Below are 26877 nucleotides of genomic sequence, written 5' to 3'. Positions count from 1 at the left end.
CGGGTTCTGGGGAAGCTCCCAGTCGGGCGGTGCGAGGGCCGCGCGGCGCTCAGCCGCGAAGGCCGAGCAGCGGCAGCACGGCACTGAGGTCGGGTGCGTCGATCGCGACATCCGCCCGCTCGCGCACCACGGGCTTCGCGCAGAACGCGACGCCCAGCCGGGCCGTGCGAAGCATCTCCAGGTCGTTCGCGCCGTCGCCGACGGCGATGGTGCGGTCGAGCCGGATGCCGCTGGCCGCCGCCCACTCCTCGAGCGCCGCCGCCTTGCCGTGCGCGTCGACGATCGCCCCGTCGACCCGCCCCGTCAGGCGACCACCGTCGACCTCGAGCCGGTTCGCCCGGCAGAAGTCGAGTCCGAGCCGCTCGGCGAGCGGGTCGAGCAGCTCGTGGAAGCCTCCCGAGACCACGCCGACGCGACCGCCGGCCGCGTGCACCCCGTCGATGAGCTCCTGCACGCCGGGCGTGGGGGTCATCCGCGCCCGGGCCTCGGCGAACACCGAGAGGTCGAGCCCGGCGAGGGTGGCGACGCGTTCGCGCAGGCTGGCGGCGAAGTCGAGCTCGCCGCGCATCGCGCGCTCGGTGACCTCGGTGACGAGGGCGAGGCTCCCCGCGGCATCCGCCAGCAGTTCGATGGCCTCTTCGCGGATCAGCGTGGAATCGGCGTCGAGCACGACGAGGGGGCCGCTCGCGCGGCCGGCTGCCGTTGCGGTCACGCGGTGGCCCGCACCCGCGAACCCTTGCCGACCACGGTGATGCCGCTGTCGGTCACGATGAACCCGCGCGCCAGGTCGTTCGCGCGATCGACGCCGATGTGCGCGCCGGCCTCGACGACGACCTCCTTGTCGAGGATGGCCCGCTGCACCGTGGCCCCGGCCTCGATGCGCGCGCGGTCGAAGAGGATCGAGTCGGCGACGTGCGCGCCCGACCCCACGATCGCCCACGGCCCGAGCACGCTGCGCTCGACGTGTGCGCCCGAGATGACCGAGCCGAGCGAGACGATCGAGTCGATCACCGTGCCGAGCGAACCACGGGCATCACGGGTGAACTTCGCGGGCGGCGAGTTCAGCTGCTGGCTGAAGATGGGCCACTCGCGGTTGTAGAGGTTGAAGACCGGGAGCACCGAGATGAGGTCCTGGTGCGCCTCGAAGAAGGAGTCGATCGTTCCGACGTCGCGCCAGTAGTAGCGATCGCGATCGGTCGAACCGGGCACCTCGTTGCGCCGGAGGTCGTAGACGCCAGCGGCACCCTGGTCGACGAATGCGGGGATGATGTCGCCGCCCATGTCGTGACTCGAATCCGTGCGCTCCCCGTCGCGCAGCACGGCGTCGATCAGCGCGTCGGCGTTGAAGACGTAGTTGCCCATGGACGCCAGCACCTCGTGGGGCGCGTCGGGAAGGCCCACCGGGTCCTTCGGCTTCTCGAGGAACCGGCGGATGTGGTCGGGGCGCTTCTCGTCGACCTCGATGACGCCGAACTGGTCGGCGAGCGAGATCGGCTGGCGGATCGCGGCGACGGTCGCGGCCAGGCCCGACTCGATGTGCGCGTCGATCATCTGGCTGAAGTCCATGCGGTACACGTGGTCGGCGCCGACGACCACGATGATGTCGGGCTGCTCGTCGTAGATCAGGTTGAGACTCTGCAGGATCGCGTCGGCCGAACCCGAGAACCAGCGCTTGCCGAGACGCTGCTGGGCGGGCACGGAGGCCACGTAGGAGTTGAGCAGGCCGTTCATGCGCCAGGTCTGCGACACGTGACGGTCGAGGCTGTGCGACTTGTACTGCGTGAGCACGACGATCTGGCGCAAGCCGGAGTTGAGGAGGTTCGACAGCGCGAAGTCCACGAGACGGTACTGGCCGCCGAACGGCACCGCGGGCTTGGCCCGGTCCTCCGTGAGGGGCATGAGTCGCTTGCCCTCGCCCCCAGCGAGCACGATGCCGAATACCTTGCGCGTGGCCATGGACCCAGCGTAGTCAGGCGACGACGGTTTCCGGGCGACGGAGTCCGGCCATTGCGGAAGCGCTGCGATACCGTTAGGGCATGCGCGTCGACCTGCTCACCCGCGAATATCCACCCGAGGTCTATGGAGGAGCGGGGGTGCATGTCGCCGAGCTCGTCAGAGCGCTGCGTCGCGACCTCGAGGTCGTCGTCCGCAGCTTCGGCGCTCCCCGCGACGAGGCTGGCACCTTCGGCTACGCCACGCCGGCCGAGTTCGACGGGCGCAATCCGGCGCTCGGCACCATGGGGGTCGACCTGCTCATGGCGGGGGATGCCGCCGGAGCCGACCTCGTGCACTCGCACACCTGGTACGCGAACTTCGCGGGCTTCACCGCGAAGAAGCTGCACGGCATCCCGCACGTCGTGACGGCGCACAGCCTCGAGCCGCTGCGCCCCTGGAAGGCGGAACAGCTCGGCGGCGGCTACCGTCTCTCGTCATGGGTGGAGCGCACCGCCTTCGAGGATGCCGACGCGGTCATCGCCGTGAGCGACGGCATGCGGCGCGACATCCTCCGGTCGTACCCTGCCATCGACCCCGCGCGTGTCGAGGTCGTCTACAACGGCATCGACCTCGCCGACTGGAAGCCGAATGACGACGCCGACCTGGCGCGATCCCTGGGGCTCGACCCCGATCGCCCCTCGGTCATCTTCGTCGGCCGCATCACGCGCCAGAAGGGCCTGCCGTACCTGCTCAGGGCCGCCCGGATGCTGCCCGCCGACGTGCAGCTCGTGCTCTGCGCCGGCGCGCCCGACACCGAGGAGATCATGGCGGAGGTCACCGCCGTGGTCGACGAGCTGCGCGCCGAGCGCGGGGGCGTGGTGTGGATCGACCGGCACCTGCCGCGAAACGAGCTGACCGCGCTCCTCACCGCAGCGACCACGTTCGTCTGCCCGTCGGTCTACGAACCGCTCGGCATCGTCAACCTCGAGGCGATGGCGTGCGGCGCGCCCGTCGTCGGCACGGCGACCGGCGGCATCCCCGAGGTCGTGGACGACGGCGTGACCGGGGTGCTGGTGCCCATCGAGCAGGCCGACGACGGCACGGGCACGCCACTGGACCCCGACGCCTTCGTCGCCGACCTCGCCGCCGCACTCACGCGGGTCGTGAGCGACCCCGTCACGGCGCGCGCGATGGGGGAGGCCGGTCGGCGACGCGCCGAGGAGCACTTCGCCTGGGACGCGATCGCCGAGCGTACGCAGGAGCTCTACCGCCGCGTGCTCGCGCGCTGACGCCGATCAGGCGGCGCCCGCCGGTGCGTGCACGCCGGCTGCGGACGGAAGCGCTGTCCGCGTCCCGATAGCATTGGTGATTATGGCGAGTACGGTGCTGCAGTTCCGCGATGTGTCGGTGGTTCGAGACGGGAATCCGATCCTCGACTCGGTGACGTGGAGCGTCGACTCCGACGAACGCTGGGTCATCCTGGGCCCGAACGGCGCGGGCAAGACCACGCTCCTCCAGATCGCCGCCGCGGCCATGCACCCGACGAAGGGCACGGCCGACGTGCTGCAGGAGTCGTTGGGCAAGGTCGACGTGTTCGAGCTGCGCCCGATGATCGGCTTCGCGTCGACGGCGATGGCGCGCAAGATCCCGCGCAACGAGACGGTGCTCGACGTCGTGCTGACCGCCGCCTACTCGGTGACCGGCCGGTGGAACGAGGAGTACGAGGAGATCGACCTGCGTCGCGCGCAGCGCGTGCTCTCGGAGTGGGGCCTCGAGGGCTTCGCCGGGCGACGGTTCGGCAGCCTCTCCGACGGCGAGCAGAAGCGCGTGCAGATCGCGCGCTCGGTGATGACCGACCCCGAGCTGCTGCTGCTCGACGAGCCGGCCGCGAGCCTCGACCTCGGCGCCCGCGAGGAGCTCCTCGGGCTGCTCGGCGGCTACGCGTCGTCGCCGGCCTCGCCCGCGATCATCATGGTCACCCACCACGTGGAGGAGATCCCGCAGGGCTTCACCCACGCGATGCTGCTCTCGAAGGGGCGCATCGTCGCGGCGGGGCCGCTGGCCGAGGCCCTCACGTCGGCCACGCTGACCGAGACGTTCGGCATCGAGATCGGCCTGACCGAGGCCGACGGCCGATACACCGCGCGCGCGGCCTGACTTCCGACCGTTGCGATTCTGCTAGAATCGTTTGTTGGCCCATGGGCCGAGTGCTTTCCTGTCCGCGAGGCAGGTGCGAATCCACCATCCATTCAACAAGGAAGTCTCCATGAAGACCGACATCCACCCCGACTACAACGCCGTCGTCTTCCGCGACCTCGCTTCGGGCGCCACGTTCCTCACCCGCTCGACCGTGTCGAGCGACAAGACGATCGAGCTCGATGGCGTCACCTACCCGGTGATCGACGTCGAGATCTCGTCGGAGTCGCACCCGTTCTACACGGGCAAGCAGCGCATCATGGACTCGGCCGGCCGCGTCGAGAAGTTCAACCAGCGCTTCAAGAACTTCGGCAAGTAATCCTGCCGCACGAGGGCGGGCGACTCCGGTCGTCCGCCCTTCGTCGTGCCCGCGGCACGGCGCGCCGAACCCGGACGAGGTCAGAACAGCGCGTCGGGATCCGCCGTGGGCGGGAAGCCGTCGATGACGGCGACGGCCGAAGCTGGCGCGGCAGCGGCTGCGACGGACGCCTGAGCAGCGGCCGCGGTGCGGCGGACGGGCCAGGCGCCCGAGGTCGTGAAGTCGGGGTCGCCGTTGGCACGGCGGTACGCCTGGTAGCTCTCGGCCTGCTCGCGGCACCAGTCCACCTGCCGCGCGTGCAGGTCGCCCACGGCGATGGCGGCCAGCTCGGGGAACGCGCGGACGATCGCCTGGGCGACGCGGCCCGCGGCCACGGCATCGGCGCCGGCGTCATGGGCGTTCGGCAGCGCGACGCCGTAGTGCTCGGCCGTGGCCGTGAGGGTGCGCTTGCCGCGCCGATAGCGGTCGATCGCCTTGTCGATGACGAGCGGGTCGATCACCGGTCCGGGGCCGGGCAGGGGAGTGTGCCCGTACCGCTCGGCCTCGCGCTCGAGGAGGGTGAGGTCGTAGGCCGCGTTGTACGCCACGATCGGGAGGCCCCGGCCCGCGGCATCCGCGAGGGTGGCGATGATCTCGGCCACGGCCGACACCGGCGACTGTCCCTCGAGCCGGGCACGTTCGGTCGTGACGCCGTGGATGAGCGAGGCGGCCGTGGGGATCTCGATTCCGGGATCGACGAGCCACTCGTGACGCTCGAGCTCCTCGCCGTCGGCGCCGATCACGCCCACGTGGGCGGTCACGATGCGGCAGGTGTCGACGTCGATGCCGGTGGTCTCGAGGTCGAACACGGCGAGGGTGTCGGCCCAGCGGGCGCTGCTCGTGGCATCCATGGTTCGAAGGCTATGCGGGCCCACCGTCAGAGCCGCGGAGCGACCCGCGGGTGCGGAGATCGCCGGTGGACAGGCGGGACGACGCTCAGGCGGCCCGCCGTAGAATGTCGGGGATGATCGAGTCCCCGTACGCCGAGCAGCTCGCTCGCATCCCTGTCAGCGAGCACCGCACCGACGTCGACGGCACCGAGACCGCGTGGTGGGAGTACGGCGCAGCGGACGCGCCGGTGCTCGTGCTCGTGCACGGATTCCGGGGCGATCACCACGGCCTCGAACCCGTCGTCGCGCAGCTCCCCGGCTTCCGCATCATCTCTCCCGACCTGCCGGGCTTCGGATCCTCCTCGGTGTTCGCCGACCGCCCGCACGACATCGAGGCGTACGCCGACTGGCTCGGCGCGTTCATCAGGGCAGTTGGCATCGACGGGCCGTACACGCTCCTCGGCCACTCGTTCGGCTCGATCATCGCCGCGAACGCGGTGGCCCGAGGCCTCGCGCCCGAGCGGCTCGTGCTCGTGAACCCGATCGGTGCGCCCGCCCTCGAAGGGCCACGCGGCGTGATGACCCGGCTGGCGGTGGTGTACTACCGTGCGGCCGCGGCCCTGCCCGAGCGAGCCGGCTTCGCACTGCTGCGCAACGGCGCCATCGTGCGCGTCATGAGCGTCACCATGGCCAAGACCCGGTCGAAGCCGCTGCGACGCTGGATCCACGACCAGCACGACCGCTACTTCTCGGCGTTCGGCGATCGGGACGCCGTGCTCGAGGCGTTCCGCGCGTCGGTCGGCAACGACGTGAGCGAGGTCGCCGCCGACATCCATGTGCCGACCCTGCTCGTGGCGGCGGAGCGCGACGACGTCACTCCGCTCGACGCCCAGCGCCGCCTCGTCACGCTCTTCCCCGACGCGACGCTCGAGGTCATTCCCGAGGTCGGCCACCTCATCCACTACGAGACGCCGGGCGACGCGGCGGCGCGCATCCTCCGATTCCTCCGCTCGGGAGCGAACGCGTGAGGATCGTCGTCGACTGCCGCTACGTGCGCATCGGCCAGCACGACGGCATCAGCCGCTTCACCGCGGGCATCGTCACCGAGCTCGGCAAGCGGCATCCGCTCACCATGCTCGTGAGCGACCACCGCCAGCTCGACATGCTGCCCCCGCTGCCCTGGCAACTCGTGAGCTCGCCCACGAGCCCCCGTGAACCGCTCGTCGCCCTGCAGGTGCGCAAGCTCCGCCCCGACCTCGTCTTCAGTCCCATGCAGACCATGGGGTCGTGGGGGCGCAACTACCGGCTGCTGCTCACGCTGCACGACCTCATCTACTACGAGAACCGCACGCCGCCGCGCGACCTGCCCGCACCCGTGCGGCTGCTGTGGCGGCTCTACCACCTCGCCTGGTGGCCGCAACGGATGCTCCTCAATCGCGCCGACGCCGTGGTCACCGTCTCCGAGACCACCGCGGGGCTCATCCACGAGCACCACCTCACCGACCGTCCGGTCACGGTCATCCCGAACGCCGCCGACGACCTCGCCGTGCCCGACCTCCCGCGCGTCCGCCCCGCCGGGCACCGGCTCGTGTACATGGGCTCCTACATGCCCTACAAGAACGTCGACACCCTCGTGCGGGCGGTCGCCGCGCTGCCCGACCACGAGCTGCACCTGCTGAGCCGCATCAGCGCCGACGAGCGCGCGCGGCTCACACGGCTCGCTCCGCAGGCGCGCCTCGTCTTCCACGACGGCGTGACGGATGCCGAGTACGCCGAACTTCTCGCGGGCGCCACCGCCCTCGTGCACGCCTCACGAGCCGAGGGGTTCGGCATCCCGCTCGTCGAGGCGATGCGCCTCGGCACGCCCGTGGTGGTCAGCGACATCCCGATCTTCCGGGAGATCGGTGGCGATGCCGCCCTGTACTTCGACGCGGCCAATCCCGAGGCGCTCGTGGCGGCCCTGTGGTCGCTCGAACGCGACGGGGAGTGGGAGCGCCGCTCCGCGGCATCCGTCGCCGTCGCGGCCCGCTACACCTGGGCGTCGTCGGCCGAGCAGCTGCTCGAGCTCATGCGTCGCACCGTCGGCCCGGGGTCCCGTCGGCGGCGGCGGTCCGCCCGTCGCGCCTGAGGCGACGCAGCGTCGACGCAGCATTGATTCCGTCAGGCGCCGTCGGTTCCCGTGAGCGCTTCGGCGGCCACGAGCTCGAGCTGGGCGTCGACGACGCGCAGCAGGTGCACGGAGCCGTTGTCGATGACATAGCCGGGGGCCGGAAGGGTCCAGCCGCTCAGGTGCATGATCAGCGCGTGGATCACCCCGCCGTGGGTGACCACGATGACGTCGCCGCCCGGATGAGCCCGGGCGATGTCGAGGAGCGCCGCCGAGGCCCGCTCGATCACCGCGGATCGCGGCTCGAGCCCCTCGATGGTCGCGGCCTGCGCCTCCACGGCGGCGCGACCGGCATGGTCGAGGCCTTCGAGCACCCCGTGGCTGCGCTCCGCGAGGTCGGCCACGAGCACGGGCTCGGGAAGTCCGAGACGGTCGGCGATGATCGCCGCGGTCTCGGCGGCCCGGGACAGCGTGCTGGCGTAGATCGCGTCCCACCGGTCGCCCGCGAGCGCGGAGGCCGTGTGCGCGGCCTGCTCCCGGCCGGTGTCGTTCAGCGGGATGTCCGTGGAGCCCTGGATGCGGCGGGCGCGGTTCCAGTCGGTCTCGCCGTGGCGCACGATCGCGAGGGTCACCGGCGCGGCGTCGACCCGTCCGACGCGGTCACGGGGCTCGATCTCGTCGCGGGCGGCATCCGTCATGCCCACCATGCTGGCAGAACGACGGGCGTCGTCAGGACCGCAGGGCCTCGGCCATGGCGGCGAGCGTCTCGCTCGCGCCCGCGTCGATCTTCACCGCGGCCCGGCTGTCGCCCTTCGTGATGCCGCGGTTCACGACGATGATCGGCATGCGCCGTCGCCGCGCCAGCTCGATGAGCCGCATGCCCGAGTTCACGACGAGCGACGAGCCCGCCACGAGCAGGGTGTCGGCGGCCTGCACGAGCGACGCCGCGGCCTGGTACACGTCGACCGGCACGAACTCGCCGAAGAACACGACGTCGGGTTTCAGGATGCCCCCGCACACGGTGCACGCGGGGATCACCATCGTCTCGACGTCGTCCACGTCGACGTCGCCGTCGGGCCGGGCCCGGATGGCACGCTCCAGGTCGATCGACGGGTTCAACTCGGCGAGCCGGTCGGCGATGGCCTGCCGCGCGTAGTGCTGGCCGCAGGTGAGGCAGAGCACGCGATCCATGCCGCCGTGCAGCTCGACCACGTGCCGGCTGCCCGCCCGGCGGTGCAGGCCGTCGACGTTCTGGGTGACGACGCCGTCGACGATGCCGCGCGCCTCGAGGTCGGCGAGCGCGAGGTGGCCCCCGTTCGGCCGGGCGGCGCCGAAGCTGCGCCAGCCCAGGTGACTGCCCGCCCAGTACCGCTTGCGCGCGGTCTCGGAGGCGAGGAACGCCTGGAAGGTCATGGGCGTGCGCACCGGCGCGCCCTCGCCGCGGTAGTCGGGGATGCCCGAGTCCGTCGAGACCCCCGCGCCGGTCAGCACCGCCACGCGCGAACCGCGCATGAGGCCGATCGCCGTCTCGAGCTGTTCGTCGGCGATCATCGGAGCTTCGAGGCCAGGCACCACGGCGTCTCCCTTCGACGTGGTCCGATTCTAGACGTGTCCGTTTTCCGGAATGTTTCGCGCACTGGCAGGCTAGGGGGAGGAGATCCATGCACATCGAACGAGTCCGCGACGCGGCATCCGACGCCGTGGCCGACTACGCCCGGCTCACCGACGTGACCCTGCGCAGTGCCCACGAGCCCGCCGAGGGCCTGTACATCGCCGAGTCGGCCAAGGTCATCCGCCGCGCGATCGGCGCAGGGCACCGCCCACGCTCGGTGCTGATGGAGGAGAAGTGGCTGGCCGGCCTCGGGGCCGAGCTCGCGCAGTTCGACGTTCCGGTGCACCTGGCCGACCCCGACCAGCTCGAGGAGATCACCGGCTACCGCGTGCATCGAGGCGCCCTCGCCGCGTTCGAGCGGCCGGTGCTGCCAGACCCCGCCGACCTGCTCGCGAGCGCGCGTCGCGTGGTGGTGCTCGAGGACATCGTCGACCACACCAATGTCGGCGCGATCTTCCGTTCGGTCGCCGCGCTCGGCGCCGACGCGGTGCTCGTCAGCCCGCGCTGCGCCGACCCGCTCTACCGCCGCAGCGTACGGGTGAGCATGGGCACGGTGTTCCAGGTGCCGTGGACCCGGCTTCCCGAGTGGCCCGAGGCGCGGCGGATGCTGCACGCCCATGACTTCTCGATCGCGGCACTCGCCCTCGCCGACGACGCCGTGTCGCTCCGCGACCTCGCGGCCGACCCGCCCGAGCGGCTCGCGCTCGTCTTCGGCGCCGAGGGCGACGGACTCAGCAGGCACGCGCTCGAGGCATCCGACCGGGTCGTCACGATCCCCATGGCTCACGGCGTGGACTCGCTCAACGTCGCGGCCGCTGCCGCGGTCGTGCTGTACGCGCTGGCGGTCGAGCCCGCGGCATCCGATGCAGGAGACGCCCGATGAGCGCGACGCGCACGCAGGCGCACGGGTCGAGCACGCCCCCGACGCAGGGTGTCCCGCCGCGGCGGCCGAGCCCTCGCGTGTACCGGCGTCGGCGCATCGTCGTGTTCAGCGTGCTCGCGGTGGTGCTCGCCCTGCTCGTCAGCGGCGGCGTCTACACGGCCAACGCGCTCGGGGCACCCATCCCGTCGGCGGCGCCGCAGGTCACCGATCCCGCACCGGTCGCGGCGGCGCCGCAGCCCCTCGCTCTGCCCGGATTCGGCACCTACGCCGTGGGCGCGGTCGGATTCGACGGGCTGCTCGCGGCCGGCTCCGAGCAGCAGCCCATGCCGATGGCGAGCATCGCCAAGGTCATCACGGCCCTCGTCGTCCTCGACGCGCACCCGGTCGCGGCGGGGGAGGGCGGGCCCGACATCACCTACACCGAGGACGACGTCGACATCTACTGGGACCAGGTGGCGCAGAACTCGTCGGTCGCCCCGGTGGTCGCGGGATCGACGCTGTCACTCCGCGAGAGCCTCGAGGCGATGCTGCTGCCGTCGGGCGGCAACTACTCGATCTCGATCGCCAACTGGGCGTTCGGCTCCGTCGACGGCTACCTGACCGCCGCCCGCACGTGGCTCGACGCGCACGGGCTCGTGAACACGCGCCTCGTCGACACGAGCGGCCTGTCGCTCGATGACGTGAGCACGGCGGCCGAGATCGTCGAGCTCGGCAAGCTCGCCCTCGCCGACCCGACCGTCGCCGAGATCGTCGCGCTGCCCTCCGTGGAGGTGCCCGAGATCGGGAAGCTGAAGAACTCGAACAAGCTGCTCGGCACGCACGGGGTCGACGGCATCAAGACCGGCACGACGGATGACGCCGCGAACCTGCTCTTCTCCGCGGACTACCCCGTCGGCTCCACCACGGTCACCGTCGTGGGCGTGCTCCTCGGCGGCGAGACACACGCCGTGCTCAACGAGGCGATCGCCGCACTGCTCGACTCCGTCGCGCCCGGCTTCCACGAGGTGTCACCGCTCCAGGCGAACGAGGTGCTCGCCGAGTACGACACCCCGTGGGGCGACACGGCCCGCGCCCGTACGACCGACGGCGCCACCGTCGTCGTGTGGAACGACACGCCCGTCGACGTCGAGGTGCGTGCCGATCCGCTCACGCTCGCGAGTCGCGGCGACGAGGTCGGCACGGCCGTGGTGCACGCCGGCTCGCAGGAGATCACCGTGCCCCTGGTGCTCGACGCGTCCCTCGAGGACCCGGGCGCCTGGTGGCGGCTCGCCAACCCGGGAGCGCTCGACGCGCCGAAGCCGGCTCAGTCGGGCAGCGAGTAGGGACCGGCATCCGGCCGCTTCGCCGAGATGAGGTCGCCCGACGACTGATGCCGGATGCGGCGGAGCACCCACGGCACGAGGTACTCCCTGGCCCACGACAGGTCCTCGACCCGGGCCTGGCGCCACGTGCTCGCGGGCAGCGGTTCGGGCTTCATGGGCTCGAGTCCGTTCCCGACGTTGAGCGCCGCGAGCACCATGCGGGCGACCGTGTGGTGGCCGAGCGCGTTGAGGTGCAGGCGGTCGGGCGCCCACATGCGCTGGTCCTGGATCTCGGTCAGCGCCCACTGGTCGGCGACCACGCAGTCGTAGCGCTTGGCGATGGTGCGCAGGTTCTCGTTGTAGATCGCCACCTTGCCCCGGATGCCGCGGAAGACGGGTGAGAAGCCGACGTCGACGCCCGTGAAGATCACGATGGTGGCGTGGTCGCGGGAGAGGCGCTCGATGGCGTACTCGAACCGCGCGGCGATCTCGTCGGGGTCGGTGCGCGGCCGGATCACGTCGTTGCCGCCCGCGGAGATCGTGATGAGGTCGGGCCGCAGCGCGAGGGCCGGCTCGAGCTGCTCGTCGATGATCTGCTGGATGAGCTTGCCGCGCACCGCGAGGTTCGCGTAGGCGAAGTCGTCGACGCCCTGCGACAGGACCTCGGCGACGCGATCGGCCCAGCCGCGGTGCCCGCCGGGTACGCCGGGTTCGGGGTCGCCGATGCCCTCCGTGAAGGAGTCGCCGAGGGCGACGTAGCGCGACCAGGGATGCTGCTGCGTGACCATCCCCCCATTGTGCCAAGTCGCCGGGTTCGAGGATGTCGGGCGGCTCCGCTACCCTCGAATCCAGTGAGCACAGCGACCCCTTCCGGCCATCAGCCGGGCACCTCGGCCGCCGAGCATCTCCCGCCGTCGTTCCCCGAGCGGGCCGCCTGGGGCACCGCCAGCAAGCTCCGGGCGTGGCAGGCCGACGCCCTCGAGCAGTACCTGGCCGACCTGCCGCGCGACTTCCTCGCCGCCGCGACCCCGGGCGCGGGCAAGACGACGTTCGCGCTTCGGCTCGCCGCCGAGCTCCGATCACGGCGGCTCATCGATCGCATCACCGTCGTGGCGCCGACGGACCACCTGAAGCGCCAATGGGCGGATGCCGCGGCGCGCGCCGGCATCCGGCTCGACCCGGGGTTCCGCAACGCCCATGGCCAGACTGCCCGCCACTACCACGGCGTCGCGGTGACCTACGCGCAGGTCGCGATGCGCCCGGCGCTGCACCGCGAGCTCACCCTCTCGGGTCGCTCGCTCGTCATCCTCGACGAGGTGCACCACGGCGGCGACACGCTCTCGTGGGGCGATGCCATCCGGGAGGCGTTCGAGCCGGCGACGAAGCGGCTGTCGCTGACGGGTACGCCGTTCCGCTCCGACACGGCGCCGATCCCGTTCGTGGAGTACGTGCCCGACAACCATGGCGTGCGGCTCTCGAAGACCGACTACAACTACGGCTACGGGCGGGCCCTGGCCGACGGCGTCGTGCGGCCGGTGCTCTTCATGGTGTACGCGGGCCACATGCGATGGCGCACGAAGGCCGGCGACGAGATGGAGGCGCGGCTCGGCGAGGACAACACGAAGGACATCACGTCCTCGGCGTGGCGCACCGCGCTCGAGCCCACCGGCGAGTGGATCCCGGCGGTCCTGCAGGCGGCCGACCGCCGGCTCACCGAGGTGCGGCACGGCATCCCCGACGCCGGGGGCCTGGTGATCGCCACCGACCAGACCGTCGCCCGTGCGTATGCGCAGATCCTCGAGCAGATCTGCGGCGAACCCGTCACCGTGGTGCTCTCCGACGAGAAGGAGGCGAGCGCGCGCATCGAGGAGTTCTCAGGCAACACGCGGCGCTGGATGGTGGCGGTGCGGATGGTGTCCGAGGGCGTCGACGTGCCCCGCCTCGCCGTCGGGGTGTACGCGACGAGCGCGTCGACGCCGCTCTTCTTCGCCCAGGCGATCGGCCGATTCGTGCGCGCCCGGCGTCGCGGCGAGACGGCGTCGGTCTTCCTGCCCAACGTGCCGACCCTCATGGGCCTCGCCGCGCAGATGGAGCTCGAACGCGACCACGCGCTCGACCGGCGGTCGGGCGACCAGGACGATGACGGCCTCGACGACAGCCTCCTCGAGTCCGCGAACCGCGAGGAGCGCGCCTCCGAGGAGGCCGGCCTCGGCACGTGGGAGGCGATCGGGTCGGATGCCTCGTTCGACCGCGTGCTCTACGACGGCACGGAGTTCGGCACGCTCGCCGAACCGGGCAGCGACGAGGAGTACGACTTCATCGGCATCCCCGGCATCCTGGAGCCCGAGCAGGTCTCGGAGCTGCTGCGGCACCGGCAGGCGAGGCAGGCCCGGCGTGCGGGAGAGCGGCGCAAGCACACCGCCGAGGCGGAGGAGTCGGGCCGAGCCGAGCCGGTGGCGCTGTACCGCACCCTGAAGGAGCAGCGCGCACTCCTGAACAGCCTCGTCGGGCTCTGGGCCAGGCACACCGGCGAGCCGCACTCGCAGGTGCACGCCGAGCTGCGCCGCGTCTGCGGAGGGCCGGCGGTCGCGCAGGCCACGGTCACCCAGCTGCAGGCACGCATCGACTTCCTGCGCCGGCGACTCGGCAACCGCTGACGCCATCGGCGCACCGTGGTCGCCGCGGTGCGACCGGTCGGCGCCCGTGCGGTCATCGGACCGACCGCGCACCCGTCGACTGTGCCAGCATTGACGGATGGACCGTCGCACACGGGTGCTCGTCGTCGCCATCATCGTCTCGTTCATCGCGTTCCTCGACGGCGCGGTCATCAACGTGGCGCTCCCGTCGATCGCGGCCGAACTCGGCGGCGGCCTCGCGCTGCAGCAGTGGGCGGTCGACGCCTACCTGCTGACCCTCGGGTCGCTGATCCTGCTCGCCGGCTCGCTCTCCGACTCGTTCGGCCGGCTCCGCATCATCAGGATCGGGCTCTACGGCTTCGCGGCGACGTCGGTGCTCTGTGCGGTGGCGCCCACCGGACTCGTGTTCGTGATGGGCCGGGCGCTGCAGGGCGCCGCGGGCGCGCTGCTCGTGCCGAGCTCGCTCGCCCTGATCATCGCGACGTTCTCCAAGGCCGAGCAGGGCAAGGCCATCGGCCGCTGGACGGCCTGGACGACGAGCGCGTTCCTGATCGGACCGCTCTTCGGCGGCATCCTCGTCGACCTGGCGTCGTGGCGGGCGGTGTTCTGGATCAACCTCCTGCCGATCGCGGTCGTGCTCGTGCTCATGCACGCCCTCGGCCGGGACGCCCCGAACCCGAACCGCGAGCGCATCGACTGGGTGGGCGCCGTGCTCGGCGTCGTCGGCCTCGGCGGCACGGTGTTCGCGCTCATCGAACAGGAGCGCTTCGGCTGGGACTCGCCCGTGGTGTACGTGCCGCTCCTCGTCGGCCTCGCCTCGCTCGTCGCGTTCGTGCTCTGGGAACGGCGGGTGCCGCAGCCGATGCTGCCGCTCACGCTGTTCCGCGCCCGCAACTTCGCCGCCGGCAATCTCGCGACGGTGTTCGTCTACGCCTCGTTCTCGCTGGGTCCGTTCGTCATGACGATCTTCCTGCAGCAGACCGCGGGCTTCTCGGCGACGGTGGCGGGACTCGCGACCCTGCCTCCGACGATCATGCTCGTGCTGCTCGGGTCGTGGTTCGGCGGGCTCTCCACGCGCTTCGGCCCCCGGGTGTTCATGACGCTCGGGCCGATCATCGTGGCGGTCGGGTACCTGCTCACGCTGAGCGTCCAGCCCGAGCTGAACTACTGGCTGCAGTTCCTGCCCGGCATCCTCGTCATCGGCCTCGGCATGGCCATGACCGTGGCGCCACTCACGTCGGCGATCCTCGGCGCAGTGGATCCCGCCCGGGCCGGCATCGGGTCGGCCGTGAACAACGCGGTGGCCCGCATCGCCGGCCTCGTCGCGATCGCGAGCCTCGGCGTGATCGTGGGCACGCAGCTCGACGTCGACGGATACCACCGGGCGGCGACGGCCACCGCGGTGTTCCTCGTCATCGGCGGAATCGTCTCGTGGATCGGCATCCGGAATCCCGCGGCGAGTCCGGATGCCACGGGCGCGACACCGCCGCCGGCCGAGGCGCCCTCGACCGGCTCCACGCACATCCCGCCGCACACCGTCGAGTGAGCCGCGGGGCCTGACGCGGCCCGACGCGCCCCGGAGCGGTCAGGCGACGGTCGCGTGGTGTCGTGGCCGCGTGACGAGGCCGCCGACCTCGGCCGCCGCGTCGAGCGCCGCCATGAGGTCCGCCGTCAGGTCGTCGACGTGCTCGAGTCCGATCGAGAGGCGCACGACGGCGGCATCGGGCTTCGCGTCGCCAGCCACGGGGCGGTGCGTGAGCGACGCCGGGTGCTGCACGAGTGAATCGACGCCGCCGAGTGAGACGGCGTGGGTGACGAGCTCGCACGACTCCGTGAAGCGGGCCGCGGCGTCGTAGCCGCCGGCCAGCTCGAGGGCGATGATCGATCCCGGCCCCTCGAGTTGCGTGCCGACGAGGCCCGCCGGATCCTGCCCGGGCAGCCCCGGGTAGCGCACCCGAGCGACCGCCGGATGCTCGCCCAGGCGCTCGGCGAGCAGCTGCGCCGTGGCCTGCTGCGCCCGCACGCGCACGGGCAGCGTGCGAAGGCCGCGATGCAGCAGGTACGCCGCCATCGGGTGGAGGAGCCCGCCGGTGAGCGCGCGAACCCGCCTGAGCCGTTCGACCCAGTCGCGGTCGGCTGCGACCACCCCGCCCATGACATCGCCGTGCCCGCCGAGGTACTTCGTGGCGCTGTGCAGCACGAGCGCGGCGCCGAACCGTGCCGGGCGCTGCAGCACGGGCGTGGCGAAGGTGTTGTCGACGAGCACGGGCACGTCGCCGGCGGCATCCACGACGCGACGCAGGTCGACGAGTTCGAGCGTGGGGTTCGCCGGGGTCTCGACGACGACGAGGCCCGTGTCGGCTTCGACCGCGTCGGCGATGCCGGCGGCATCCGTCCAGGTCACCCTGGTGCCGAGCAGTCCGCTCTCGAGCACGTGGTCGGTGCCGCCGTAGAGCGGCCGAACTGCGACCACGTGCGGCGTGCCCGCGGATGCCGCGGCGATGAGCGTTGCCGCGAGCGCGGCCATGCCGCTGCCGAACGCGACCGCCCCATCCGTGCCCTCGAGGCCGGCGAGCGACTCCTCGAAGCGGGCGACGCCGGGCTGCCAGAGGCGCTGGTAGACCGCCGACCGGCCCTCGCCGAGGTCGTGGCCGGTCGCGAGCTCCTCGTAGGAGAGCCCGCCGGTCTCGACCGACGGCAGTGGGTTCGTGGTGGAGAAGTCGATGACGGGCACGTGGGATCCGCTCGCCCGGACGCCGCTCATGCCGCCGTGGACGGCGCGGGTCTCGAACTGCGACGACGATGTCTGCATGCCTTGAATGAAGCAGAAGCTGTGACGAACAGCAAGTCGTCATGCATGATCTAGTGCGCTACACTGAAAATCTCGAAGCATCTGCATAGCCGTGATCCGGGAGGTCCGACGATGGCGCAGAAACCCGAACTCGACCGTGTCGACCGAGCGTTGCTCCAGGCGCTCTCCACGAACGCCCGCGCGTCGGGCGCCGCCCTCGCCGCCGAGGTGGGCGTGGCCGAGTCCACGGTATCGCTTCGGCTGCGCCGGCTGCAGAGCCTCGGCACGGTGCGCGGCTACCGGGTCGACGTCGACCTGGCCTCGCTCGGCGTCTCGTTGCAGGCGCTCATCGCCATCCGGCTGGTGAAGCACGACCGCAGCGAGATCGACGCGTTCCGCGCGCAGGTGCCGCACCTGCCCGGCGTGCTCGGGGTCTTCCACATGGCCGGCGCCGAGGACTACCTGCTGCACGTCGCCGCCCGTGACGCCGAGGAGCTGCGCGAGTTCGTGCTCGCCCACCTCACGGGGCATCCGGCCGTCGCCCACACCGAGACCAACCTGATCTTCGAACACGTCGACGGCGACGGCTGGAACAAGCTCGTCGGGTGATCCGTCGCGCCACTGCCGGGCGTCAGCCGATCGACGTGCCGAATGCCAGGCCGAGCACGTAGGTGACCGCCGCGGCGCCGAGGCCGATGCCGAGCTGCCGCAGCGCCCGCTTCAGCGGTGACGCGCCCGAGAGCAGTCCGACCGTCGCACCCGTGGCCAGCAGGGCGATGCTCACGAGCACGGTCGCGGTGATGATCGCCGCCGTGCCGCTCAGGCCGAAGATCCAGGGGAGCACGGGGATGAGCGCCCCCGAGGCGAAGAACAGGAAGCTCGAGATCGCGGCGGCGAGCCCCGTGCCGACGGCCTCGTCGTCGTGTGCGACGACGGCCAGCGCATCGGTGGGCGTCGAGGACTGGCCCGCCGCCTGCACGCGCGCCATCACGAGCGCCGCGTGCTCCCGCGATTCGGCGTCGTCCATGCCCCGAGCGCGGTAGACGAGCGCGAGCTCGTTCGCGTCGATGTCGAGGTCCACGAGCGCCTCGCGCGCGGTCGGGTCGGGGGCGGATGCCTCGAGCAGCTCCCGCTGCGACCGCACCGACACGTACTCGCCGGCGCCCATCGAGAGCGCTCCGGCGAGGAGGCCCGCGATACCGGTGAACAGCACCACGGAGGCCGGAACGCCGGTCGCGCCGATGCCGAGCACGAGGGCGAGGTTCGAGACGAGCCCATCGTTCGCGCCGAACACGGCCGCGCGGAACGTGCCGGCGAGCCGTCGCCTGCCGCGAGCGGCGAGTCCGCGCACGACCTCGCCGTGGATCCGCTCGTCGGCGGCCATCGCCGGCGTCGCGTCGGGGTCGGTCGCGTACGGCGACCGGGCCTCGGCGCGCTGGGCGAGCGCAAGCACGAAGATCGAGCCGAATCGGCGGGCGAGGGCGCCGAGCATCCGGGTGCGCACGTCGGCGCGCGGCGTCTTCGAGTCGTCGCCGTCGAGCAGGGCCAGCCAGTGCGCCTCGTGGCGCCCCTCCGCGGCGGCCAGCGCCAGGAGGATCTCGCGCTCCTCGCCCTCGCGTCGTGCGGCGAGCTCGCGGTAGACCGCGGCCTCGGCGCGCTCATCGGCGAGGTAACGCCGCCACCTCGCGCGGTCGGCGTCGGTCGTCGTGCGCGGTACGTCGCTCATCTGCTCCACATCCTGCCCGGGAGCGGCCGACGGTGATCGGCTGCTCCCGCCCCATCACGTCACGGCCGCCTGCGCGGCCTCCGCCACGATATCGGCGGCGGGAGGGGCATCCGGCCGATTCGCCGGGATTGGCAGGATTTCGGACCACCGAACCGCCGGTCGGCGACGGAGCTCCGGCAGAGGTCAGTCCTGGCGCGGCGCGGTCACGAAATCGATGAGCTCTTCGACCCGGCCGAGCAGCGCGGGTTCGAGGTCGCCGTACCCGCGGACCCGGCCGAGGATGTGCTGCCACGCACGTGCGATGTCGGCCTGCTCCGCGTGGGGCCAGCCGAACGCCTCGCACACGCCGTGCTTCCACTCGGTGCCGCGGGGGATCACCGGCCAGGCGTCGCGCCCGAGGCGGGCCGGCTTCACGGCCTGCCAGACGTCGATGAACGGATGCCCCACGACGAGCACGTGGCGCCCGTGCCGCCCCCGAGCGACCGAATCGGCGATGCGCTGCTCCTTGGAGCCGGGCACGAGGTGGTCGACGAGGATGCCGGCGCGCCGCCCCGGCCCGGGCTGGAACTCGTCGAGCTGCTCGGCCAGCACGTCGACGCCCTCGAGGTACTCGACGACCACGCCCTCGACGCGCAGGTCGGCGCCCCACACCTTCTCGACGAGCTCGGCGTCGTGGCGGCCCTCGACGAAGATGCGGCTCGGCAGGGCGACGCGTGCCGGCGCCTGCTCGACGGCGAAGGAGCCCGACGCCGTGCGGATCCGACCGACCGGTGCCTTCGGGGCGGGGGCGGCGAGCTGCACCGCCTCGCCGTCGATGAGGAAGCCGTGCCCGAGCGGGAACATGCGCCGTCGTCCGAGGCGATCCTCGAGCGTGACCGTCCGCTTGTCGGCGGCGACCACGGCCCCGCAGAATCCGTCGGCGGCGAGCTCGACGACGAGGTCGCGTTCCACGGCCACGGTCGGGATGACGCGTCGACCCTGTGCCCGCCAGTCGCCGGCGAGCACGTCGGCGCCGTAGCGGTCGGGTCCGTTCTGGTCGTGGGTCGCAGTCGGCACCGGTCGAGGCTAACGGAAGTCGCGTGAGCGGGTGGGCGCCGACACGGTGAGGCGCTCGAACCGGTCGGCGACGAGGTTGGTGACCCCCTCGGGAGAGCGTTCGAGGATGCCCCGCACGATCAGCGCCGGCGCCTCGCGGGCCAGGCGGCGATACCTGGTCCAGACGCCCACGCCGGCGATGACGTTGAGCGTGCCGGACTCGTCCTCCAGGTTCATGAAGGTGATGCCGCTGGCGGTGGCGGGTCGCTGCCGATGGGTGACCACGCCGCCGACCTCGATGCGACGTCCGCTCTCGGCGTGGCTGAGGAGGTCGATGCGGATCGCCCCTCGCTCGTCGAGCTGCTCGCGGATGTGGCGGATCGGATGATCGTCGGGCGAGATGCCCGTCGCCCACAGGTCGTAGATCACCTGCTCGGCTGGGCTCAGCATCGGCAGGAGCGGCGGCTGCACGACGACAATCGATCCGGCGAGGTACTCCTCGCGGTCCTCGGCGGCCTCGCCCGCGAGCCAGAGCGCCTCGCGGCGCTGCAGGCCGAAGACGTCGAACGCGCCGGCCGCGGCGAGCGCCTCGAGCTGCTCGGCGTTGAGTCCGGCCCGGCGCGAGACGTCGGCCATGTCGCGGTAGGGTCCGTGCGCCTCGCGTTCGGCGACGATGCGCTCGGCGACGACCGTGCCGATCGAGGAGACGTCGGCGAGGCCCAGTCGCACGGCGAACGCGCCGTCGCGCCGATGCTCTGACGACCGGTCGGGGGCGGTGCGGTCGAACCGGCTGATGGGCGGCTGCACGGGGTCGATGCAGGCCGCCATGCCGGTCGCCTCGCGGCTGCCGCCGACACGGCGGCCGCCTCCGCCACCGCCGTCGGCGCGGCGGTCGCCGCCACCACCGTCCCCGGATGCCGCATCCGTGCCGGTCGTCTCGAGCCCCGCGTCGACGCCAGAGCGCAGGATGTCGGGGCGGAGCATCTCGACGCCGTGCCGTCGCGCGTCGGAGGTGAGCGTCGCCGGCGAGTAGAAGCCCATGGGCTGGGCGCGGAGGAGGGCCGCGAGGAATGCGGCGGGGTAGTGCAGCTTCAGCCACGAGCTCGCGTAGACCAGCAGGCCGAAGCTCAGGGCGTGGCTCTCGGCGAAGCCGAAGTTGGCGAACGCCTCGATCTTCGCGTAGATCGAGTCGGCCACGTCGGGCTCGATGCCGTTCTCGGCCATGCCCTCGTAGAGCTTCGAGCGGAGCCGCTCGATCTTCTCGACGCCGCGCTTGGAGCCCATCGCCCGCCGCAGCAGGTCGGCGTCGGCGGCGCTGCAGTTGCCCACGGCGACGGCCATCTGCATGAGCTGCTCCTGGAAGAGCGGCACGCCCAGCGTGCGGGCGAGCACGGGTTCGAGGTTGGGATGCAGGTAGGTGACGGGCTCCTCGCCGGTGCGCCGGCGGATGTAAGGATGCACGGCGCCGCCCTGCACGGGGCCGGGCCGGATGAGGGCGATCTCGACCACGAGGTCGTAGAAGCAGCGCGGCTGCAACCGGGGGAGCGTGCCCATCTGTGCGCGGCTCTCGACCTGGAAGACCCCGATCGAGTCGGCGCGGCAGAGCATGTCGTAGACGGCAGCCTCTTCTTTCGGGATGGTGGCCAGCTCCCACTGCTCACCGGTGTGCTCGCGGATGAGGTCGAACGTGTACTGCAGGGCGGCGAGCATGCCGAGCCCCAGCAGGTCGAACTTCACGAGGCCCATCCAGGCGCAGTCGTCCTTATCCCACTGCAGAACCGTGCGGTTCTCCTTGCGGGCGTGCTCGATGGGGCACACCTCGCCGACCGGGCGATCGGTGAGCACCATGCCCCCCGAGTGGATGCCGAGGTGGCGGGGGAACGTGAGCAGCTGCTCGGCGAGCTCGACGACGGGCGCGGGGATGTCGTGGTCGTCGGTGGAGACCACCGCGCCCCACCGCTCGACCTGTCGTGACCAGGCGTCCTGCTGCCCGGTGGAGTAGCCGAGCGCCTTCGCCATGTCGCGCACCGCGGCCTTGGGCCGGTAGCTGATCACGTTCGCCACCTGCGCGGCGTTGTTCCGTCCGTACTTGCCGTAGACGTACTGGATGATCTCCTCGCGGCGGTCGGAGTCGAAGTCCACGTCGATGTCGGGCTCCTCGTCGCGCAGCGCGGAGAGGAACCGCTCGAACGGCAGGTCGAAGAAGATCGAGTCGACCGCGGTGATGTCCAGCACGTAGCAGACCGCCGAATTCGCGGCCGAACCGCGCCCCTGGCACAGGATGCCGCGGCTGCGCGCCTCGCGCACCAGGTCGTACACGATGAGGAAGTAGCCGGGGAAGTCCTTCTGCTCGATGACGTCGAGCTCGCGGGCGAGTCGCTCGCGCACGTGGTGGGGGAGACCTGGGTAGCGCTTCTCCGCACCCGCCCACACGAGCTCGCGCAGCCAGCTCATGGGGGTGTGGCCGTCGGGCACCTCCTGGCGGGGAAGCCGCGGACGGGCGCTCCGCAGCCGGAACCCGAGCTCCTCGGCGAGCGTGACCGACCGCGAGACCGCGCCCGGGTAGCGCTCGAACCGGCGCATCATCTCGGCGCCCGAGCGCAGGTGCAGCCCGTCGGAGGCGGGCAGCCATCCGTCGAGCTCGTCGAGGCTGCGCCTGGCCCGCACCGCCGCGAGCGCGGAGGCGAGCCGGTGCTCACCCGGGGTGGCGTAGTGCACCGCGTTCGTGGCGAGCAGCGGCAGCCTCGCCCGTTCGGCGAGGCCGGCGAGGGCGTCGTTGGCGTCCTGGTCGAGCGGATGCCCGTGGTCGAAGAGCTCCACGACGACATGGTCACGGCCGAAGAGCGCGATGAGCCGGTCGAGCCCGCGCCACGCGGCATCCACCCCGCCCGCGGCGAGTGCGCGGCGAACCATTCCCTTACGGCATCCGGTGGGGATGATCCATTCATTGCCGGAATGCTCGGCGAGCTCTTCCAGCGAGTACGTGGGCCGGCCCTTCTCGCCCCCGGCGAGCTGGCCGGCGGTGATCGCGCTGGCGAGACGGTGGTAGCCGGCCTCCTGCCGGGCGAGCACGAGCAGGTGCTCACCCTCGGGGTCGGCGGCGCCCATCTGCGGCTCGGTGAGGCCGAGCGAGAGCTCGGCGCCGAACACGGTGGCGAGCTCGGGGAAGCTCTCGGCCGCCTCGGCGAAGCGCACGATGCCGTAGAAGCCGTCGTGGTCGGTCATCGCGAGCCCCGAGAGGCCGAGGCGGTGCGCCTCCTCGACCAGCTGCTCGGGCGTCGAGGCGCCGTCGAGGAAGCTGAACGTGGAGTGCGCATGCAGCTCGGCGTAGGGCACGATCGGCCCGGCCTGCACCTCGAGGCCCTCTGACGGGCGGTACGGATGCCGCTTGCGGCTCCATGCCGGACTGTCGCCGCCGTCGGCGATGAGCGGCGGGCCGCCCGGCCGCCGCTGGTCGGAGAGCTTGCGCTCGAGGTCCGACCACGGGATCGACGGATTGTTCCAGCCCACTGCTACACCCGGCCCATCAGTCGTACCTCGCCTCGGCCCACCAGCCCTCGCGGTCGCGGACGAGGAGCCACGCGCAGCCGTCGTCGTCGACGACCTGGAACCGGTGCACGCGCTTGGCGTGCTCGGCGTCCCACCAGCGTTCGACCACCGGCCACGGCCCCGCCCACGCCCGGACCGGCGTCGCCTCACGGCCGCCGACGGCGAACCGGTCGGGCGCCGCCGAGATCGCCCCGCGATCGTCGATGGCGACGATGCCGCCGCGCCCGTCGAGCAGGGCGATCGGCAGCCGTTCGCGGAAGACGCTCGCGGGCGCGAGCGTGGGCAGGCTGCCGGGCCACGGCGCGTCGCCGGCGTGCTCGGGCGGTCGGTCGCCCCAGGGCACGAGCACCTGCCGGTCGGCGAGCATGCGACCGCCGCCGATGGTCGCGGTCACCACCGCCTCGTGCCCGAGCATGCTCTGCACGCGGGTGAGCCCGTGGTGCACGCGCTCGTCGGGGCCGCCGCCCCACAGGCCCTCCTCGTGGTTGCCCGTGGAGTCGATGCGCTCGGGGATGACCCGCAGCCGCACGATCGGCGAGGCGAGCCCGCTGTCGGCGGTGCCGGCGCCCTGCAGCTGCCACCGCACGCGGTCGACGACGTCGGCCGGCGTGAACCACCGCGGATGCAGCCAGCTGCGGCTCGAGTGGCCGCCGCCCTCGTCGTCGAGCTCGATGCGCAGGCCCGTGCACACGAGCCGCACCGACCGCATGCGCTCGATGAACTCCTCGGCCCGCACCCGGAACGCGAACGCGAGCTGGTCGACGCGGTCGAGGGGCGGCTCGAAGTGCTGCTCCACCTCGAACTCGGGCGGCGGGGTGCGGGCGATCACCCTGGCCTGCTCGCGCCCGGCGGCGCGGTCGTGCGCGAACGCCCCTGCGGCCCCGAACCGGCGGCGCACGTCGTCGGCGGGAAGCGCCGCGAACTCGCCGAGGGTGCGCACGCCGAGCCGGTTGAGCAGTGTCGTGGTGCGGGGATCGACCACGAGCCCCACCGGCAGCGGGGCGATGAAGACGGCGGATGCCCCGTGCGGGACGATCTCGACGGACGCGGGCCCTCGCGCCGCCCGGGCGGCCTGCTCGGCGGCGAAGGGCCCGTTGGCGACGCCGACCCTGGCGCCGGGCACCCCGAGCTCGGCCACGGTCTCGAGGAGGGCCGCCGCCGCGGCCGCCTCGCCGCCGTAGTAGCGTGCGGGGCCTCGAGCCCGCATGGCGAGCGTGCCGGGGCGCACGAGCTGCACGCCTGGCACCGTGGCCTCGACCCGTCGCACGACGGGTTCGAAGGCGCGCACGTCGAGGGCGATGTCGTAGTCGAGCACCGTGAGCCCGGGGGAGCGGTACTGCGCCTCGCGGAGCTTCAGCCCGCGGGTCACGCCGTCGCGTCGCGCGGCGGGCGAGCAGGCGTAGACGAGGCCGGCCTCGACGAGGGCGAGGGGCGCGTCGGCTTCGAGGCCGTGCTCGCGGCACACCGCGAGGATGGGCCAGTCGGGGCACCAGAGCACGATGGTGCGGCCGAGGTCGGCGGTCATCCGGTGGCCCGTCGTTCGAGGTCGTCGAGGCGCACCGGCGGGGCGGCCTCGGGGACGCCGGCGGGATCGGCGGGCGCGAACTCGAGCGAGCGGCCGGGCAGGCGCAGCCGCGACCGGGCACGACGCACGAACTCGCCGCGGCCGGCGACGCTCACGACCACCTCGCGTTCGGCGAGGTGCCCGTGCCCATGCTCGAGCCCCTGCCATTCGCTCGCCTCGACCCCGAGGCGGGCGTCGCTGCCCGCCCATTCGCCCGCGACGAGCAGCGTGGTGCCGCGCTGTCGGAGCCTGGCCTGCAGGCGACTCGTCTCGGCGGGGGAGACCCGGCCCGCCGGCCGCACCGCGACCACCGGTATGACGTCGGCGAGCGCGGCGACGACCGTGAGCCACTGCCGCCCGGGGTCGGGCACGAGCACGAGCCGCTCGAGGTCGATGCCGAACCGTGCGGCGGCCTCGACCCCGAACTCGGGCATGCCGGCCACCGCCACCCACCGGCCGCTCGCGCTGGGGCCGGCGAGGAGGGCCATGAGCAGGGTGGTCGAGCCCTCGACCTGCACGACCGTGCCCTCGCGGAGCGTGCCGCCCGGCAGCACGGAGGCGAGCGCCGGATGCGTCGGCACGGCCTTGGAGTCGAGCCGGGTCGCCTGCATCCCGCGGATCCGGGCCTGCAGCTCCTCGACGCGCGCCGGACCGGGTGCCGGGGCGATGCGGGGAGCGGTCATGGTCATACCCCAGTTTCGAACATATGTTCGAAGGTGGCAAGTCCGGGGAGCCGACCGTCCCGGCATCCGGGACCCATTAGCGAGAAAGCGACGGCAAAACGAAAGAAGGCCGGATCATGATGATCCGGCCTTCTTCACAACGCGTGCGCGAGGGGGGACTTGAACCCCCACGCCCGTTAGGGCACTAGCACCTCAAGCTAGCGCGTCTGCCATTTCCGCCACCCGCGCGTTGTGTCAGGCCCTCGATCGCTCGGAGGCCCGAGAGAAGACATTAGCACGGATTCAGGGGCGCTTCGAACGCCGGTGGCCCGGCCCCGATGGCGGCGGCTACGGTGAACGCATGGCCGAGTCATCCGCAGTCCAGCGCCCGATCGACGACCTCGACGAGACGGCGGTGATCGCCAGGGACCTCATCCGGATCGACACGACGAACTACGGCGAAGGACGGGCCGAAGGCGAGCGCGAGGCCGCCGAGTACGTCGAGGCAAAGCTCGCCGCCATGGGCCTCGCGCCCGAGCTGTTCGAGCCCGAGCCCCGGCGCACCAGCGTCGTCGCGCGCGTGCCGGGACGGAACCCCGACAAGCCCGCGCTCGTGCTGCACGGCCACCTCGACGTCGTGCCGGCCGACCCGCGCAACTGGAGCGTCGACCCGTTCGCGGGCGAGGTGCGCGACGGCATGCTGTGGGGGCGGGGCGCCGTCGACATGAAGGACATGGACGCCATGATGCTGACCGCCCTCGGCGGCATCCTCGGCTCGGGCGAGCTTCCCGAACGGGAGATCGTGGTCGCCTACTTCGCCGACGAGGAGGCCGGCGGCGGCGTGGGGGCGAGCTGGCTCGTCGATCACCGGCCCGAGCTCTTCGACGGGGCGACCGAGGCGATCAGCGAGGTCGGCGGCTACTCGATCACCGTCGGCGGCGAACGGGCCTACCTCCTGCAGACGGGGGAGAAGTCGCTCATCTGGGTGCGGCTCGTCGCCCGAGGCGTCGCGGCGCACGGATCGCGCCTCATCCGTGACAACGCCGTGACCAAGCTCGCCGAGGCGATCGCCCGGCTCGGGCGCACCGAGTGGCCCCTGCACCTCACCGACACGACCCGCGAGCTGCTCTCCGCGATCGCCGACACCCTCGGCGTCGATCCCGAACAGGTCTCGCCCGACGAGCTCGCCCTGGCCACGGGCTCGGCCTCGGGGTTCATCACGGCGACGCTCCGCACCACCACGAACCCGACGAAGCTCGAGGCGGGCTACAAGCACAACGTCATCCCCGACCGGGCCGAGGCGCTCGTCGACATCCGCACGCTGCCCGGCCAGGAGGAGGCCGTGCTCGCCGAGGTCCGCGCCATCATCGGCGACGACATCGAGATCGAGTTCGTGCACAAGGACGTCGGGCTCGAGGCATCCACCCGCGGGCCGCTCGTCGACGCGGTCACCCGCTCGCTCGGCGCGCACGACCCGGGTGCCCGAGTGTTCCCGTACCTGCTCTCGGGCGGCACCGACAACAAGTCGCTCAGTCGCCTCGGCATCGCCGGATACGGCTTCGCGCCGCTGCGCCTGCCCGACGACCTCGATTTCCCCGCGATGTTCCACGGGGTTGATGAACGAGTGCCGCTCGACGCACTATCCTTCGGTAACAGGGTCCTGCGAGACCTGTTGCTCAGCTACTGACCAAA

The 26877-nt window shown here is 72.2% G+C and carries 23 protein-coding genes and 1 tRNA gene; 11 read left to right on the top strand and 13 right to left on the bottom strand.

Annotation, left to right across the window (positions count from 1 at the left end; translation table 11 throughout):
• Nucleotides 1-49: 49 nt before the first annotated feature.
• A complete protein-coding gene (gene serB / locus AC1DZA_RS12945; RefSeq protein ID WP_476773022.1) occupies nt 50-712 on the bottom strand; it encodes a phosphoserine phosphatase SerB in 663 nt (220 codons plus the stop codon).
• Complete coding sequence (locus AC1DZA_RS12940) at nt 709-1956, bottom strand: glucose-1-phosphate adenylyltransferase (RefSeq protein WP_309978630.1); 1248 nt, start codon at nt 1954-1956, stop codon at nt 709-711. Before AC1DZA_RS12940 ends, serB begins: the two co-directional genes overlap by 4 nt.
• 80 nt (nt 1957-2036) lie before the next feature.
• Here AC1DZA_RS12940 and glgA point away from each other — a divergent pair, with 80 nt between their 5' ends.
• The 3 genes from glgA to AC1DZA_RS12925 all read left to right on the top strand — a co-directional run bounded on the left by glgA (nt 2037) and on the right by AC1DZA_RS12925 (nt 4450).
• Nucleotides 2037-3224 carry a glycogen synthase gene (glgA, locus tag AC1DZA_RS12935; protein ID WP_476773021.1) on the top strand — a complete coding sequence of 396 codons (1188 nt, stop codon included), beginning with the start codon at nt 2037-2039 and terminating at the stop codon, nt 3222-3224.
• An 82-nt stretch (nt 3225-3306) separates the two neighbouring features.
• The gene (locus AC1DZA_RS12930) at nt 3307-4092 is read left to right on the top strand and encodes an ABC transporter ATP-binding protein (RefSeq protein WP_309978626.1); all 786 of its coding nucleotides are present in this window, start codon (nt 3307-3309) and stop codon (nt 4090-4092) included.
• 109 nt (nt 4093-4201) lie between these two features.
• Entirely contained in the window at nt 4202-4450 is a 249-nt protein-coding gene (locus tag AC1DZA_RS12925) for a type B 50S ribosomal protein L31 (protein WP_122936417.1), read from the top strand.
• An 80-nt stretch (nt 4451-4530) separates the two neighbouring features.
• Here AC1DZA_RS12925 and AC1DZA_RS12920 read toward each other — a convergent pair whose 3' ends face one another.
• Nucleotides 4531-5340, bottom strand: coding sequence for an exonuclease domain-containing protein (locus AC1DZA_RS12920; protein ID WP_476763214.1), 810 nt, complete (start codon nt 5338-5340; stop codon nt 4531-4533).
• A 113-nt stretch (nt 5341-5453) separates the two neighbouring features.
• Here AC1DZA_RS12920 and AC1DZA_RS12915 point away from each other — a divergent pair, with 113 nt between their 5' ends.
• Nucleotides 5454-6347 (top strand): alpha/beta fold hydrolase, encoded by an 894-nt coding sequence (locus tag AC1DZA_RS12915; RefSeq protein WP_476763213.1) that lies wholly within the window; start codon nt 5454-5456, stop codon nt 6345-6347.
• Nucleotides 6344-7447 carry a glycosyltransferase family 4 protein gene (locus tag AC1DZA_RS12910; protein ID WP_476773020.1) on the top strand — a complete coding sequence of 368 codons (1104 nt, stop codon included), beginning with the start codon at nt 6344-6346 and terminating at the stop codon, nt 7445-7447. Before AC1DZA_RS12915 ends, AC1DZA_RS12910 begins: the two co-directional genes overlap by 4 nt.
• 32 nt (nt 7448-7479) lie before the next feature.
• Here AC1DZA_RS12910 and AC1DZA_RS12905 read toward each other — a convergent pair whose 3' ends face one another.
• Nucleotides 7480-8124, bottom strand: coding sequence for a histidine phosphatase family protein (locus AC1DZA_RS12905; RefSeq protein WP_476773019.1), 645 nt, complete (start codon nt 8122-8124; stop codon nt 7480-7482).
• 31 nt (nt 8125-8155) lie between these two features.
• Entirely contained in the window at nt 8156-8977 is an 822-nt protein-coding gene (locus tag AC1DZA_RS12900; RefSeq protein WP_476762670.1) for an NAD-dependent protein deacetylase, read from the bottom strand.
• Between the two features lie 110 nt (nt 8978-9087).
• On the opposite strand from AC1DZA_RS12900, the gene AC1DZA_RS12895 reads away from it, so the two are divergent.
• Both AC1DZA_RS12895 and AC1DZA_RS12890 read left to right on the top strand, forming a co-directional pair.
• Nucleotides 9088-9921 (top strand): TrmH family RNA methyltransferase, encoded by an 834-nt coding sequence (locus AC1DZA_RS12895; RefSeq protein ID WP_476773018.1) that lies wholly within the window; start codon nt 9088-9090, stop codon nt 9919-9921.
• On the top strand, nt 9918-11243 hold the full coding sequence (locus AC1DZA_RS12890) for a D-alanyl-D-alanine carboxypeptidase family protein (protein ID WP_476773017.1): 1326 nt from the start codon (nt 9918-9920) through the stop codon (nt 11241-11243). Before AC1DZA_RS12895 ends, AC1DZA_RS12890 begins: the two co-directional genes overlap by 4 nt.
• Here the strand turns inward: AC1DZA_RS12890 and AC1DZA_RS12885 are convergent.
• Nucleotides 11225-12010 (bottom strand): SGNH/GDSL hydrolase family protein, encoded by a 786-nt coding sequence (locus AC1DZA_RS12885; RefSeq protein WP_476762667.1) that lies wholly within the window; start codon nt 12008-12010, stop codon nt 11225-11227. The genes AC1DZA_RS12890 and AC1DZA_RS12885 overlap by 19 nt on opposite strands.
• Before the next feature lie 63 nt (nt 12011-12073).
• On the opposite strand from AC1DZA_RS12885, the gene AC1DZA_RS12880 reads away from it, so the two are divergent.
• Together AC1DZA_RS12880 and AC1DZA_RS12875 are read left to right on the top strand one after the other, a co-directional pair.
• The gene (locus tag AC1DZA_RS12880) at nt 12074-13879 is read left to right on the top strand and encodes a DEAD/DEAH box helicase (protein ID WP_476773016.1); all 1806 of its coding nucleotides are present in this window, start codon (nt 12074-12076) and stop codon (nt 13877-13879) included.
• A 97-nt stretch (nt 13880-13976) separates the two neighbouring features.
• On the top strand, nt 13977-15404 hold the full coding sequence (locus tag AC1DZA_RS12875; RefSeq protein ID WP_476773015.1) for an MFS transporter: 1428 nt from the start codon (nt 13977-13979) through the stop codon (nt 15402-15404).
• Nucleotides 15405-15443: 39 nt separating this feature from the next.
• Here the strand turns inward: AC1DZA_RS12875 and AC1DZA_RS12870 are convergent, their stop codons facing one another.
• A complete protein-coding gene (locus tag AC1DZA_RS12870) occupies nt 15444-16670 on the bottom strand; it encodes a trans-sulfuration enzyme family protein (RefSeq protein ID WP_476773014.1) in 1227 nt (408 codons plus the stop codon).
• Between the two features lie 111 nt (nt 16671-16781).
• Here AC1DZA_RS12870 and AC1DZA_RS12865 point away from each other — a divergent pair, with 111 nt between their 5' ends.
• Nucleotides 16782-17258: an Lrp/AsnC family transcriptional regulator gene (locus AC1DZA_RS12865; protein WP_159606183.1), complete on the top strand. Its 477-nt coding sequence runs from the start codon at nt 16782-16784 to the stop codon at nt 17256-17258.
• A 22-nt stretch (nt 17259-17280) separates the two neighbouring features.
• On the opposite strand, the gene AC1DZA_RS12860 is transcribed toward AC1DZA_RS12865, so the two are convergent.
• From AC1DZA_RS12860 to AC1DZA_RS12835, 6 genes are all read right to left on the bottom strand, one after another.
• A complete protein-coding gene (locus AC1DZA_RS12860) occupies nt 17281-18375 on the bottom strand; it encodes a VIT1/CCC1 transporter family protein (RefSeq protein WP_476773013.1) in 1095 nt (364 codons plus the stop codon).
• Between the two features lie 183 nt (nt 18376-18558).
• A complete protein-coding gene (locus AC1DZA_RS12855; RefSeq protein ID WP_476773012.1) occupies nt 18559-19431 on the bottom strand; it encodes a DUF3097 domain-containing protein in 873 nt (290 codons plus the stop codon).
• A gap of 9 nt (nt 19432-19440) precedes the next feature.
• Nucleotides 19441-22920: an error-prone DNA polymerase gene (locus AC1DZA_RS12850; RefSeq protein ID WP_476773011.1), complete on the bottom strand. Its 3480-nt coding sequence runs from the start codon at nt 22918-22920 to the stop codon at nt 19441-19443.
• Nucleotides 22921-22936: 16 nt separating this feature from the next.
• A complete protein-coding gene (locus tag AC1DZA_RS12845; RefSeq protein WP_476773010.1) occupies nt 22937-24484 on the bottom strand; it encodes a DNA polymerase Y family protein in 1548 nt (515 codons plus the stop codon).
• Nucleotides 24481-25206, bottom strand: a complete 726-nt coding sequence (locus tag AC1DZA_RS12840) for a hypothetical protein (RefSeq protein ID WP_476773009.1) — start codon at nt 25204-25206, stop codon at nt 24481-24483. Before AC1DZA_RS12840 ends, AC1DZA_RS12845 begins: the two co-directional genes overlap by 4 nt.
• 144 nt (nt 25207-25350) lie before the next feature.
• A tRNA-Leu gene (locus AC1DZA_RS12835) sits at nt 25351-25434 on the bottom strand.
• A gap of 112 nt (nt 25435-25546) precedes the next feature.
• Here AC1DZA_RS12835 and AC1DZA_RS12830 point away from each other — a divergent pair.
• Nucleotides 25547-26872 carry a M20/M25/M40 family metallo-hydrolase gene (locus tag AC1DZA_RS12830; protein ID WP_476773008.1) on the top strand — a complete coding sequence of 442 codons (1326 nt, stop codon included), beginning with the start codon at nt 25547-25549 and terminating at the stop codon, nt 26870-26872.
• The last annotated feature ends 5 nt before the right edge of the window (nt 26873-26877 follow it).

Source organism: Agromyces sp. P2_B3 (assembly GCF_056404815.1).
Note: the sequence above shows the minus strand (reverse complement) of the source record. Positions and strands in the feature narration are given on the sequence as shown.